This window comes from Sphingobacterium micropteri (assembly GCF_014692515.1).
Classification (GTDB): Bacteria; Bacteroidota; Bacteroidia; order Sphingobacteriales; family Sphingobacteriaceae; genus Sphingobacterium; species Sphingobacterium micropteri.
Map to the genome: position 1 here is coordinate 153757 of NZ_JACOIK010000002.1, position 12260 is coordinate 166016.

At 43.9% G+C, this 12260-nt stretch carries 11 protein-coding genes; 8 read left to right on the plus strand and 3 right to left on the minus strand.

Annotation, left to right across the window (positions count from 1 at the left end; translation table 11 throughout):
• Nucleotides 1-46: 46 nt before the first annotated feature.
• On the plus strand, nucleotides 47-1573 hold the full coding sequence (locus H8B06_RS03245) for a gliding motility protein RemB (RefSeq protein WP_190992857.1): 1527 nt from the start codon (nucleotides 47-49) through the stop codon (nucleotides 1571-1573).
• A gap of 63 nt (nucleotides 1574-1636) precedes the next feature.
• Here H8B06_RS03245 and glmS read toward each other — a convergent pair whose 3' ends face one another.
• Entirely contained in the window at nucleotides 1637-3478 is a 1842-nt protein-coding gene (glmS, locus tag H8B06_RS03250; RefSeq protein WP_190992858.1) for a glutamine--fructose-6-phosphate transaminase (isomerizing), read from the minus strand.
• A gap of 344 nt (nucleotides 3479-3822) precedes the next feature.
• Here glmS and H8B06_RS03255 point away from each other — a divergent pair, with 344 nt between their 5' ends.
• The 4 genes from H8B06_RS03255 (at nucleotide 3823) to H8B06_RS03270 (ending at nucleotide 7148) form a co-directional block, all read left to right on the plus strand.
• Nucleotides 3823-5067 (plus strand): quaternary amine ABC transporter ATP-binding protein, encoded by a 1245-nt coding sequence (locus H8B06_RS03255; RefSeq protein ID WP_190992859.1) that lies wholly within the window; start codon nucleotides 3823-3825, stop codon nucleotides 5065-5067.
• Between the two features lie 5 nt (nucleotides 5068-5072).
• A complete protein-coding gene (locus H8B06_RS03260; protein ID WP_190992861.1) occupies nucleotides 5073-5906 on the plus strand; it encodes an ABC transporter permease in 834 nt (277 codons plus the stop codon).
• A 12-nt stretch (nucleotides 5907-5918) separates the two neighbouring features.
• Entirely contained in the window at nucleotides 5919-6761 is an 843-nt protein-coding gene (locus H8B06_RS03265; protein ID WP_190992862.1) for a glycine betaine ABC transporter substrate-binding protein, read from the plus strand.
• A 96-nt stretch (nucleotides 6762-6857) separates the two neighbouring features.
• On the plus strand, nucleotides 6858-7148 hold the full coding sequence (locus tag H8B06_RS03270; protein WP_190992863.1) for a hypothetical protein: 291 nt from the start codon (nucleotides 6858-6860) through the stop codon (nucleotides 7146-7148).
• 24 nt (nucleotides 7149-7172) lie between these two features.
• On the opposite strand, the gene H8B06_RS03275 is transcribed toward H8B06_RS03270, so the two are convergent.
• Nucleotides 7173-8378: an ATP-binding protein gene (locus H8B06_RS03275; RefSeq protein WP_190992864.1), complete on the minus strand. Its 1206-nt coding sequence runs from the start codon at nucleotides 8376-8378 to the stop codon at nucleotides 7173-7175.
• A 339-nt stretch (nucleotides 8379-8717) separates the two neighbouring features.
• Between H8B06_RS03275 and H8B06_RS03280 the strand changes: the two genes are divergently transcribed.
• Entirely contained in the window at nucleotides 8718-8909 is a 192-nt protein-coding gene (locus H8B06_RS03280; RefSeq protein ID WP_190992865.1) for a hypothetical protein, read from the plus strand.
• A gap of 158 nt (nucleotides 8910-9067) precedes the next feature.
• On the plus strand, nucleotides 9068-10135 hold the full coding sequence (locus tag H8B06_RS03285) for a glycoside hydrolase family protein (RefSeq protein ID WP_190992867.1): 1068 nt from the start codon (nucleotides 9068-9070) through the stop codon (nucleotides 10133-10135).
• Here H8B06_RS03285 and H8B06_RS03290 read toward each other — a convergent pair.
• The gene (locus H8B06_RS03290) at nucleotides 10106-11635 is read right to left on the minus strand and encodes an acyl-CoA dehydrogenase family protein (protein WP_190992868.1); all 1530 of its coding nucleotides are present in this window, start codon (nucleotides 11633-11635) and stop codon (nucleotides 10106-10108) included. The genes H8B06_RS03285 and H8B06_RS03290 overlap by 30 nt on opposite strands.
• Before the next feature lie 140 nt (nucleotides 11636-11775).
• Here H8B06_RS03290 and H8B06_RS03295 point away from each other — a divergent pair, with 140 nt between their 5' ends.
• Entirely contained in the window at nucleotides 11776-12204 is a 429-nt protein-coding gene (locus tag H8B06_RS03295) for a hypothetical protein (RefSeq protein WP_190992870.1), read from the plus strand.
• Nucleotides 12205-12260 lie beyond the last annotated feature (56 nt).

A 12260-nucleotide genomic window follows, 5' to 3' on the forward strand; every position in this document is an offset into this window, starting at 1 on the left:
CTAAAAATAAAATAGTACTTTTTGGGACTATAGCTAGAATAAAAAGATGAAATATATACAGCTAATATTGCTGGTCGTGGGTTTGTTATTCGCGAAAGCAGGTATATCGCAGATACATTACCAACCCTATTCCTACGAGCAGTACCAGCGGAACATGGGGGAGATATATGCAGATAGTTTAACTCATACCGCCGTAAAGCCTTTTGTGGGGACAAATATAGACCCGCGGCACGCCATCATGCAACCGGATACCACCCGAAGCTGGGGATATCGTAAGCTTTTTCAGGAGCATTTGATAGAAGTTGTGAAAGACGACCATATGTTTTACCTGGATTTTATGCCTGATTTTATTATCGGGGCAGAACGTGGAACGAACAGCAAAACTTTGTGGACGAATACAAGGGGTGCGCAGGCGGGTCTTTCGGTCAATAATAAGTTTTCCTTATTTGTTAGTTTCTACGAGAACCAGGCGCGCTACGCGAGCTTTATCGATAGTACCGCTTTAAGGATCGGTAATTTGCCGGGACAGGGGTTTTCGAAAAACCTAAACACCGGAAAATATGACTGGATGAGTGCGACGGCAAACATGAGTTATCATTTTGCGGATGCATTGCAAGTGACTTTAGCCTATGATAAACTCCATATCGGCGAAGGATATCGATCGGTCTTAATCTCCGATAATCCGTATAACTACACCCATGCGCGCTTATCGGGTACGGTTGGGCGTTGGCAGTACCATTCGATATGGGCGTATATGAATGATTTAAGAAACCCGCGTGTAACTGACATTCAAGATCCGCTTTCAGGTCGCTTGGGAAATGGGGTTAAGTATGGGGCTTTTCAGTATGTGGATTACCGGGCAGGTGACAAGGTCTCGCTTGGGCTCTTCCATTCCTTGATATGGGCACAGAAAAATAAAGGTGCGGGTGGAAAAGCAAATGGCGGCTTAGGACTCAATGTGAAATACCAACCTTGGCAAAAATATGTCTTTTATGGGCAGCTGTATGCAGACGATATCTCCAAGTTTGGTTTTGGAAGCAGTGACAACCATCGGATGGCCTTCCAGCTGGGAGGAAAAACGTATGATCTGTTTGATGTCGCGAACTTGAATGTGACGGCGGAGTATAATCAGGCAGCTCCTTATACGTATCAGCATCCGAACAACCGCATCAACTATACGAGCAATGGGGAAGCATTAGCACATCCTAGAGGTGCGAATTTCCGGGAGGTATTAGGGATTGCCACCTATCGTTGGAACCGATGGGAAGTGTATGGCCAAACGATGTATGCACGCTACGGATTGGATCCAACGGATAGCGATAATGTAGGCGTCGACCTCTTTAAGGAGGAGATTACCGCAGATGGCTTCCGCATAGCACAGGGAAATCTCAACAACTTGTTTTATCATGAGCTTCGTTTTTCGTATGTCATGAATCCAAAGTATAACCTCCGTTGGGAATTAGGCTTAATTGATCGTCGTAACAAAAATACGGTGACGGGTGATTACCAGCACGCGGCGATTTTTACGTTTGGCCTGCGATCGTCTTTCCGGACATTCCAACGGGAGTACTAGGTAGGTTGCATAGTATTGGCCGACGTGTTGCCACATCGGCCAGTTTGATGGACAATCGGCCAGCTATTCTACAGTTACCGATTTTGCCAAGTTCCGTGGCTTATCTACATCAAGCTGCAATTCGATGCCGACATAATAGGATAGTAGCTGTAAAGGAATAACAGCTAATAAAGGCGAAATCATCTCGTGCGATTTTGGTACGGTCAATACATCTTCTGCGAGTTGCTCAGCCACGGTATCTCCCTCGGATACAACAGCGATTAAGCGCCCTTTTCGGGCCCGGATTTCTTGCATATTACTCACCACCTTTTCGTAAAACGGATCTTGGGTAGCTACGAACACAACAGGCAAGTTTTCATCCACCAAAGCAATAGGGCCGTGTTTCATTTCTGCCGCTGGATAACCTTCAGCGTGTATGTAGGAAATCTCTTTTAATTTCAAGGCACCCTCTAACGCAATAGGGAAATTATATCCTCTGCCTAAGAATAGAAAATCGCGTGCATCTTTGTATTTCGCAGCAACTTGCTTAATGTTTTCCAATTGGTTGTCTAATATCCACTGCACTTGTTCAGGAACGGCATGCAGAGCGGCGGTCAACTCCCGTAAACGGGCTGTACTGATCGTGCCTTTCATCTCTGCAAGTTTGAGTGCGAAGAGTTCCAACACGACAAGCTGGGCGGTAAAGGCTTTGGTGCTCGCCACCCCGATCTCCGGGCCAGCGTGCGTATAAGCGCCCGCATCGGCCATGCGCGCGATAGAAGAACCAACGACATTCACGATGCCGAAAATAGTCGCGCCCTGTTTTTTAGCATTTTCCAATGCGACCAGGGTATCGGCGGTTTCACCGCTCTGGGATACGGCGATAATCACATCGTTTTCATCGATAATCGGATTACGGTACCGGAATTCCGACGCGTATTCGACCTCCACATTTACACGGCAAAGCTCTTCGATCAGGTATTCGGCTAAAAGACCTGCATGCCAGCTGGTACCGCAGGCTACAATGATGATGCGTCGTGCCGCCAATAATTTATCCTTAATCGTCTCGAGCCCACTTAAGGTCAATAGGGGCTGGTCCACATCCAGCCGTCCCCGGAAGGAATCGAATATAGTTTGGGGCTGTTCGAAAATTTCTTTTAGCATGAAATGCTCATAACCACCTTTTTCAATGGCCGCCAAATCTAAGTCTAGGCGTTGTACGAATGGTGTTAACTTTTCATTAACTAAATTCTTCAGAATCAGTTCGTCTGGACGGACGATGACCATTTCGTAGTCATTTATATACACGACGTCTTTCGTATAGGCCAACATCGGTGAAGCATCTGATCCTAAGAAATGCTCATTTTCGCCGACGCCGATTACTAAAGGGGATCCTTTCCGGGCGGCGATGATGGTATCGGGCATCTCGTTGTCCAGAAGCAGAATCACATAGGCGCCGGTAATACGCTTCAAAGCGATCCGGATAGCTTCTTCTAACGAGCAATTATTATGCAGGCGTATGTCGGCTATAAAATTAACCAGTACTTCGGAGTCTGTATCACTCTTGAAGGTGTAGCCTTTCTTCTCCAACTCGGCTTTCAACTGCGCATAGTTTTCGATAATACCATTATGGATCATGGCAATAGTACCGTCGTTGGAAAGGTGGGGGTGCGCATTTCGGTCGCAAGGTTCGCCGTGCGTAGCCCAGCGCGTGTGGCCGATGCCGATAGTGGAAAGGGGTTGTTGTTCGCCGACCAACCCTTCTAGGGCTGCAACCTTGCCTTCTTTTTTAAATACTTGTAGTTTGTTATCCACAAGAAGTGCGACACCAGCACTGTCGTACCCTCTATATTCCAGACGCTGTAAGCCGGATATGAGTATAGGATAAGCGGGTTTGCTACCTACGTAGCCTACGATTCCACACATAAATTTATTGTTGTTTGTTTAGATAATTCAAAATTTATTTTAATTTCGTACTTGCCTCTTGGCAAGAACTATGCCATGACTAAATCCGCCGAAAATTCCGATAAATTAATTTTTCGTATCTTTGTACGAATGAAGGATCATAGAAAACGGCTAACAACGAGATTTCTTTTTTTCCTGCTTCATCTGAGAACGCTCAGAACAGTGAAGTTGTCACCTCCTTCAAACCTATAATCCGCGCAATATAAATCATATTGAAAGTCAATGCACTTTTTTAAGTAGAAGTCATATAGGACTTTTTTTGTTATATAACCCATATCGGAATGGGTGTAAAATATAGAATACACATGGACGAGAATAGACCCGTAAAAATAAAAATTGAAGATCTGGTATTGATTTTTGGCAGAAAGAAAGAGAAGGCTTTGGAAATGCTGAAGCAAGGTAAAAGCAAAAAGGAAATTCTGGAAGCTACACAGTGCACGGTAGGCGTGAACGGGGCAAGTTTTGAGATTTTCGAAAATGAATTCTTTGTGATCATGGGCCTATCGGGAAGTGGTAAATCGACCTTGCTTCGCTGTCTGAACCGTTTGATTGAACCTACGGCCGGAAGTATTTATATCAATGGCGATGACATCACGCGTAAAACGCACAAGGAACTCCTGGATGTTCGGCGTACAGAGATGAGTATGGTGTTTCAGAAATTTGGATTGCTGCCGCACCGCACCATTATAGAAAATGTGGCCTTTGGTCTGGAAATTCGTGGAGAGGATGCGGAAGTGCGGAAAGAAAAGGCACAAAATGCATTGGACACGGTTGGCCTAAGGGGTTTCGAGAATCAATTTCCGGCGCAGCTTTCCGGGGGTATGCAACAGCGGGTAGGGCTAGCCCGCGCATTGACGAACTCGCCCGAGGTGCTCTTGATGGATGAGGCTTTTTCGGCACTTGATCCACTCATCAAAACCGAGATGCAGGATGAATTGCTCGCGCTGCAGGAGAAGCTGAAAAAAACGATTGTATTCATTACGCATGATCTGGATGAGGCGATCAAATTAGGGGAGCGGATTGCGATTATGAAAGATGGTGTTATTGAACAGATCGGTACGGCGGAAGAGATTTTAACGAATCCGGCGACGGAATATGTGGAAGCATTTGTAAAAAAAGTGGACCGGAAGACGATCATTACAGCGGGAACCTTGATGCATGATAAACCGACCGTGGTGCGGCTGGGGAAGGATGGGCCGGAGGGAACACTGCGGAAAATGCGTACAACGGGGCTGGATGTATTGCCCGTGGTGAACGACCAGCAGGTATTTATGGGCTTTGTATGGGTGAAAGACGCGGTACAGAGTGCCAAGGCGCAGGAGAAGACGGTGCATCGTATTTTGTTGACGGATGTGCCTTCAGTTACGACGGATGTTACCGTGGAGGAGATGCTGCCGTTGATATCGGCAACGCGCTCGCCGATTGCCGTGGTGGATGGAGAAGAGAAGCGGTTGCTCGGCATTGTAACGCAAAACTCCCTGATCATCGAGGCGACACGTTTTGACGAACAGGATATCCAGGATTTGAAAGAACAAGCAAACAATAGTTAAAAAGGATGGAAAAAACGATAGATATAGGACAATATGTTGCGGTTGCTGTGAAATGGCTTACCGATAATCTAAGGCCTTTTTTTGATTTCATAAAGGTAACGGGAAACACGGGAATAGAAAGCTTGGAATGGGTTTTTGTGCAAACGCCATTTTATATAATAATCGCGTTATTTACGTTTGTTGCCTGGAAGCAGGCGGGAAAGGGTATTGCACTATTTACGATACTGGGCTTTACGCTGATCTACTTGATGGGTTTTTGGGAAGAAACCATGCAAACACTGGCGCTTATTCTCGCTTCTACATGTATAGCGCTGGTCTTTGCCGTACCGTTGGGGATATGGGCGGCTAAAAGCCCGACCGCCAACCGCATTATCCGTCCGCTATTGGACCTGATGCAGACGATGCCGGCTTTTGTATACTTGATTCCAGCGGTGCTGTTTTTCAGCATTGGAAAGCTGCCGGGTGCATTTGCGACCATTATTTTTGCGATGCCACCGGCCGTTCGCCTGACAACTTTAGGTATTGAACAGGTGCCGAAAGATGTGTTGGAGGCGGCGCATTCGCTGGGTGCGACGTCTAAACAGATTCTTTTTAAGGTGGAGTTACCCTTAGCGATGAAGACAATTTTGACCGGTATTAACCAGACTATTCTGCTATCGTTGTCCATGGTCGTTATTGCCGGAATGATCGCTGCTGGTGGATTGGGCGAAAAGGTGCTGGAGGGAATCAATAACCTGGATATCGGTCTCGGGTTTGAAAGCGGCTTGTCTGTCGTGATATTGGCCATCATACTGGATCGTATCACACAGGCTTTTGGTAATAAAGGTTTATCTAAATAAGGACGAAGATATATGAACGGAAGAAAATGGATAGCGATCGTCATCTCGTGTGTCTGCCTGCTCGGCTGTGGAGACCGCCTGACCAAGCGCATCAGCATGGGCATGGTGGAAGGCTGGGCGGAAGGAAATGCCATGACGACAGTCGCACAGGAATATTTAAAGGAAAAAGGATACCATATTGTTATTCACAAAGCAGCACCGAATCTGCTATTAGCGTCCATGGATAATGGGGATACGGATATATTTATGAATGTATGGCTCCCCAAAACACATGGCGATAAGATTGCACCGTTTCATCGGATTCAAAGCGTAGCGACAAATTATGAAGGGGCACTGTTGGGGCTCGTTGTACCGGATTACGTGGACATAAACTCCATTGAAGAACTGAATGCGAATAGCGATAAATTCGATGCAAAGATCATGGGCATAGAAAGAGGCACCGGCATGGCTATTTATACGGACACGGTTATTCAGGAGTACGGCTTAAATTACCGACAGCTCAATTCGTCTATGGTGGCGATGGCAGCTGAACTGAATAAGGCTATCCAGGAGAAGCGGTGGGTGGTGGTGACGGCATGGCAACCGCACTGGTTATTTGGAAGGTTTGACTTGAAGTTTTTGGAAGATCCGAAGAAAATATATGGTGAGGTGGAACATATAGAAACGTTTGCCCGACAAGATTTTGAGAAAGATTTTCCGGAGGTTTACCGGTTCTTCCAGCATGCTTTTTTTGATGGCGAAATGATGGCAGATCTCCTCACCAGAATGGAAGCCAGCACAAATCAAAAAGAAACCGCCCAACAATGGATAGCGGAAAATAGATCCATGTTGGACGCTTGGTGGAATGGGGTATAACGTTGTTTTCAAAGAATTATTAAAACTATTTTGTTACCTCCGCGTTCATTTTATGTGATAGGTATAACAAAAACAGTACAATTAGACAACGGTATAATGGAAAATAATAGTTTACTGATTAACGAAGCTAATGTGTTGCTTAATCTGTTGGCCAAAAGATATAATTATGACAAAGAGGTGCCGTCTATTTCCGATCTATCAGCATTCAAGGATACAATCCTAAATATTTCTTGGAATGATGTCTACAATTATGGGGGAGAGCGTATTTACATCTTTCTCGACGAAGAGATTGTTATAAATTTTGATAACCAGGTTTACCTCCATGTTAGCGAAAATTTTGTTGGATTGAAAGAGTACTTCGAGGGAGGAAACCAGGTTTCTGCATAATAAGTGATCTTCTTTTGAGTTGTGTTAAAGCTCCATCATCAAAAAATCAATAAGGTTTTTTTGTAATATTCCACCGTAATTATCTCCTGGAATCGGATCGTTGAACGTAATGACATATTTTGGATAATTGTCGTCAATCTCTCTGAGATTTCCGAACTCCCGTACTATAGTGTCTTCGTGCATAAGCGTTAAACAGACTTGAACATAGATTTTTACCCCATTTCGTTCACCCATGAAATCAACCTCTCTGTTACCTAATTTACCGACGTATACCGTGAAACCTTGATGGATGAGATGGAGGTAAACGATGTTTTCCAATAGTTTATGCAGGTCCGCTCGCTGGTTGAAGCCAATGATTGCATTTCGTAAACCTAAATCTTCAAAATAATATTTTTCACCGATCTCGAATATTTTTAAGCCTCCGATTTCTGAGCGAACTACTTTATGAACAAAATAGGCATTTGCTAATGCTTTGAGATAATTGATCGTCAATTGTGGTGAAATATCCACACGCTGAGACTTCAAATACTTACTTATGTTGCTTGCTGAGAAGAGCGCCCCAATATTATCTGAAAGGTAAGCCACTAAATTTTCCAAAAAAGAAACGTTGCGAATATTTTCTCTTGCTACGACGTCTTTTAGCAGAATAGTTGAATATACATTTCGCAGATATTCAAAAGGGACGTTGTCCTGTAGACCTATATTTGCCAAAAAGGGCATACCTCCATATTTCAAATATTTTAACAAGTTTTCTGTTGAATTTTCTAGTGAATGAAAAAGTAGGAATTCTTGATAATTTAAACTGTGGATATGGAAAGCGACATACCTTCCGGAAAGATGAGTCGCTAATTCTCCAGATAGCATATTAGCATTACTGCCCGTACAGTATATATCACAGGTTCTTTTTGCAAGTAAACTGCGTAGTGTGCGTTCAAATGATGTGACTTCCTGTACTTCGTCAATAAAAAAGTAGTTAGGTTTTTCATGAATCCACTTATCTTCTAGATATGCATTTAATTCGATGTTACTTTTGATGTGAACAAAGTTCTCCATCTCCATATTAATATAGACTATATTGGCTTCTTGAACGTTATCTCGGATATAGTTCATCAGTTGCAGCATAACATAGCTTTTTCCAACCCGCCTCTGCCCGGTCAACACTTTTATTACCGGTTTATCGATAAATGGGATAATGCGGTTCGTATATAGGGGACGATCTATAAGTTTCATGTATACCGTATATTTTTGTTAAAAATAACAAAAGTTTCATGTATATCGTAAGAATGATGGGTTTTTTATTAAAGTTTCATGTATACCGTAATGATGTCATTTGGGAAGCGACTATTTTGATTATATAAAAATAAATTACTCAAAATAATTTTTATATTAAGGAATTATGCATTTTTGTATATTTTAACGGCATGCATGAACTCATTTAACATTCGGTTCGTGAATGCAAAGCATTTTATTTGGGTTTGATATAAGAAAGGTAGCGAAGTTATAAAATAATAGAAATTTGCGAAATACTCGAGCTTACTACGGAAGAAATCGAGGAACTAAAATATACGTATGCTTAACGATAAACAAATCAAAGAGATTGCTGATTCCCTTCTTCCGACTTTTATTCCGAAGAACGACGCCGAGACGGAACTAACGTTTAATTTCACCGTCCCACCAAATCACACCTATAAAGTTTGGTACGAAAAGCGACAGACTGCGTGGTCATTTGTGAAATTTGAAAAAGTACAGATTCAAAAGTGATGCCTAGTTAACTGCCAACATGCGAAAAGAGATTTTTGATCAGTCTGGTTTGCGCCAGTCGGCCTATTACGGGGGGATATCTAACTTATCAGGACGCTACAGTACAGTAGTCTGTTTTATATACGGTATATTCGCTATATAACAACATTATATACCGTATGACATCACCTTGCAAACTAGTTATTGTAGGTTGCTTAATAGCAAATGCGCTTTGTTTAGCCGCTTTTGCGCAAAACCAAAAGGAACTCATTGTACGTGAGATACACGAGGGACCCATCATTGACCACCGCCACCCGGACGTCATTGCCAGTGGGAATAAATCGGGGTTTGAAACCGGTCAATTTGTAAAATTGGGAGACACCTACCATATGTTCATCAATGAAATGTTTGACCGGCCACATCGGGATATGCGAATCTCCTATTGGACCAGTACCGATGCGATAAACTGGAATCGAAAATCGACCATTGTGGAGAGTATTCCGGGTAGAACGCCCTTTAACCCGCGTTCGGAAGTCTGGGTAACGGGTGTTGAATTCAACGATGAGGAAAATGCCTGGAATATCTTTTACGTAGCTTATAGAGCGGGTGACAAAGAAAAAGGAGAGATAGAAGCAAACGATTATGAGGGACGTATCTGGCGGGCAAAATCTGTCATTCCCGGTATCGACGGTATAGCTGGTCCATATGTTGATATGGCAATTGTCCTGCAGCCGGATAAAAATAGCCAATCTTGGGAGGGGCAGCAAGCTGTCGCAGCATTCAATCCTTATCGTGTGGGTAATAAATGGTATGCTTTTTACGATGGGCACAACCATGTCCCAAGAGGAGATTGGCCTTTAGGGATGGCAACTGCACCTACACTAAATGGTCCTTGGACACGTATGCCCGAAGGGCATAACCCCGTACCGATATCACCGGAGTTTAACGAAAATGTACAGGTCACAGAACTCAAATCAGGAGGTTATCTCGCCATTTTTGATTCCTTTGGTGATCATGAGATCGCATATAGCCAGTCGAAAGATGGTATTCATTGGGATAAAGAGACGCGGTTAAAAGTACAATCCGATAACAATCTATGGGCAGACGCCGGCGACCACGCCACCCGTACACCACTGGGTGCCGTGGAGGAAGAGGATGGTACCTTCACGGTAGTATATACTGCTCGGTACGATAAAGATGGCCGCGTATTCTTTGGATTAGGCCGGGTTGTGCTCGCCTGGAAGTAACGGACAGAAATGAAGCCAGTCACTCTCGTCTTGATAGTCAACAACAAGTTCTGCATGGTTACGGAGCGTTAAATTGGACGCTAACTGTGCGACATCCAGCTGCATGTTGTACAAACAATTTTCAACTAGATCCTTGCGGAACCCTTTGTCTTGCAGATCAAGCACATATTGTGTATTGACCAATCGGGCAATTATTTTTCCCAGATCGACTAATTTTCGTTGAACCAAGTTATCGCTCAACGTAAATTGTAGATGCTCTCGAAAATGAGGAACTGCTTTTTCGGTTTGCGGTAAAGTAGCTAGCGATTGGTAAAGGGAACTTTCTTTTTGGCGCTTCATGCGTTTTAAAACGATTTCTGCGATTTGTGTGTAAAGCATCTCGTTCGATCCTTCGAAGATCTGGAACGGCCTGCTGTCGACAATTCCCCTGCCGGCAATGTGGCTAATTTTGTAGCCATTAGCACCGGAGACCTGCAAGCAAAGCTGTGCGGACTCCTGCATCAAATCAGTCACCAAAGCTTTCATGCTGTTGGCTTCGAGACCTTCGGTAGCTAAGTTGTGTTCGATACCGCTGATATCACTGCTCCGGGCACACATACCGGAACAGATCGTGAAAGCTGTTTGTATTCTCGAAAGTTGAAATTGTACGGAGTCTAAGGCTAAGAGATTCCCTGCGCCTACCATACGGGTGGTACAATGTTGAAGTGCTTCATCCAGCATACGTTTAATAAAGCCCATACCCATACCCGGGAATTGCAATCGGCTTCGGTGCAAGATATCCAACATCATCTTGATGCCGGTACTTTCTGGTTGTAGACGTTGATAGCTAGGAACTTCCACGTCAATCACGTTCATGCCGTACGGAATCATATATAAACCGAGGTTGCTGTATAGCTTTTCTACCGTAATACGTTGGTTGGGGTCTGCATTGTTGGTGACAAAAAAGTCGACATCTCGCGCTAGTTCACCATCCGCCAATTCTTTTCTGGCAGCTACGAGCCAATAGTCGGCTTGCCCAGTCAATCCCTGCCAGTGTTTCCGCCCACGGACAGCATAGCCCTCGTCTACACTACGGTAGGAAGTCCGCATATTCAGCGCATCGCTTCCATAATCCGGCTCCGTGATCATAAGCCCGCCCATACGGTGTCCTGTTAGGAATTCCGGAAAGATTTTTTCTTTGATTTTGCAGTCACCATATTTGGCAAGAGGTTCTAAAAATAAAGCGATGTTGATACCAAATGTGAGAGACAGGGGAAGAGACTCATAAGACGCTGCGGAAAGAATGCTCAAACACTCTTTAACAATGCCTCCACGACCACCATATTCGGTCGGTACCGCTACAGCAAGGGGATGGGTATCCATGATATCGCGCCATACCTGAGGTGGCAGACCACGGTCATGACTCAATTCATTGATGTCTTGTTGTTCATGAAACACTCGCTTGAGTGCTTGATTAAACCTTGCTATAAATACCGACAGCTCTTCCTTACCTAGCTCCATGTAACGCTTTTTTATTAATTGTCTTGAACAGCAAATATATCTGTTTTTTTACGAAATTGTGATTTGTTATGTGTTTTTCCTCGGCGAATGTACAATTTGCAATCTTCCAAACAATTTGCGGGTTGTGTAGTTCTGTTTTTATGAAGATATTAACAAAAAATTGCGTGCATCTTTTGGGCGTCTCGCTCTTGATTGCAGCGGGGTGCCACTCGTCCCAAAGCGATAAAAACGTAGAAACAGTGGTGAAGGACGTGATGGAATATGAGGTTCCGGCAAAGAACAAACCGTTGGAATTCCAACGAAATAAAGTGTTGGGCGAAAAGGATACGATTTCTTTCGAAATTCAGGAACCGTCTTTCGTGAAGATGACACTTTCGACACCGAGTGACTCGGGGAATATCCGTATTAACCAATTACGGATGCCTGATGGGGAAATGGATGGCCCATTCGGAAAAACGTATGAAGCCCGTTTCGATCAGGTAGGAACTTATCAGGTGATCATCGCGGAAAGTATGATGGCTGAAAACCCGTATACGGGCGACTATCGTTTTAGGATCGAAATGGAGTAATACCTAATATTAAAGCTATCTATAACTTTAAGTTTCTGTTTTTTTACAAAAAGTTG

What these genes read in the sequence shown, in the direction of transcription:
- H8B06_RS03245 (WP_190992857.1), top strand. Translation starts at nt 47, where the DNA reads ATGAAATATATACAGCTAATATTGCTGGTCGTGGGTTTGTTATTCGCG.
- glmS (WP_190992858.1), bottom strand. Translation starts at nt 3,478, where the DNA reads ATGTGTGGAATCGTAGGCTACGTAGGTAGCAAACCCGCTTATCCTATA.
- H8B06_RS03255 (WP_190992859.1), top strand. Translation starts at nt 3,823, where the DNA reads ATGGACGAGAATAGACCCGTAAAAATAAAAATTGAAGATCTGGTATTG.
- H8B06_RS03260 (WP_190992861.1), top strand. Translation starts at nt 5,073, where the DNA reads ATGGAAAAAACGATAGATATAGGACAATATGTTGCGGTTGCTGTGAAA.
- H8B06_RS03265 (WP_190992862.1), top strand. Translation starts at nt 5,919, where the DNA reads ATGAACGGAAGAAAATGGATAGCGATCGTCATCTCGTGTGTCTGCCTG.
- H8B06_RS03270 (WP_190992863.1), top strand. Translation starts at nt 6,858, where the DNA reads ATGGAAAATAATAGTTTACTGATTAACGAAGCTAATGTGTTGCTTAAT.
- H8B06_RS03275 (WP_190992864.1), bottom strand. Translation starts at nt 8,378, where the DNA reads ATGAAACTTATAGATCGTCCCCTATATACGAACCGCATTATCCCATTT.
- H8B06_RS03280 (WP_190992865.1), top strand. Translation starts at nt 8,718, where the DNA reads ATGCTTAACGATAAACAAATCAAAGAGATTGCTGATTCCCTTCTTCCG.
- H8B06_RS03285 (WP_190992867.1), top strand. Translation starts at nt 9,068, where the DNA reads ATGACATCACCTTGCAAACTAGTTATTGTAGGTTGCTTAATAGCAAAT.
- H8B06_RS03290 (WP_190992868.1), bottom strand. Translation starts at nt 11,635, where the DNA reads ATGGAGCTAGGTAAGGAAGAGCTGTCGGTATTTATAGCAAGGTTTAAT.
- H8B06_RS03295 (WP_190992870.1), top strand. Translation starts at nt 11,776, where the DNA reads ATGAAGATATTAACAAAAAATTGCGTGCATCTTTTGGGCGTCTCGCTC.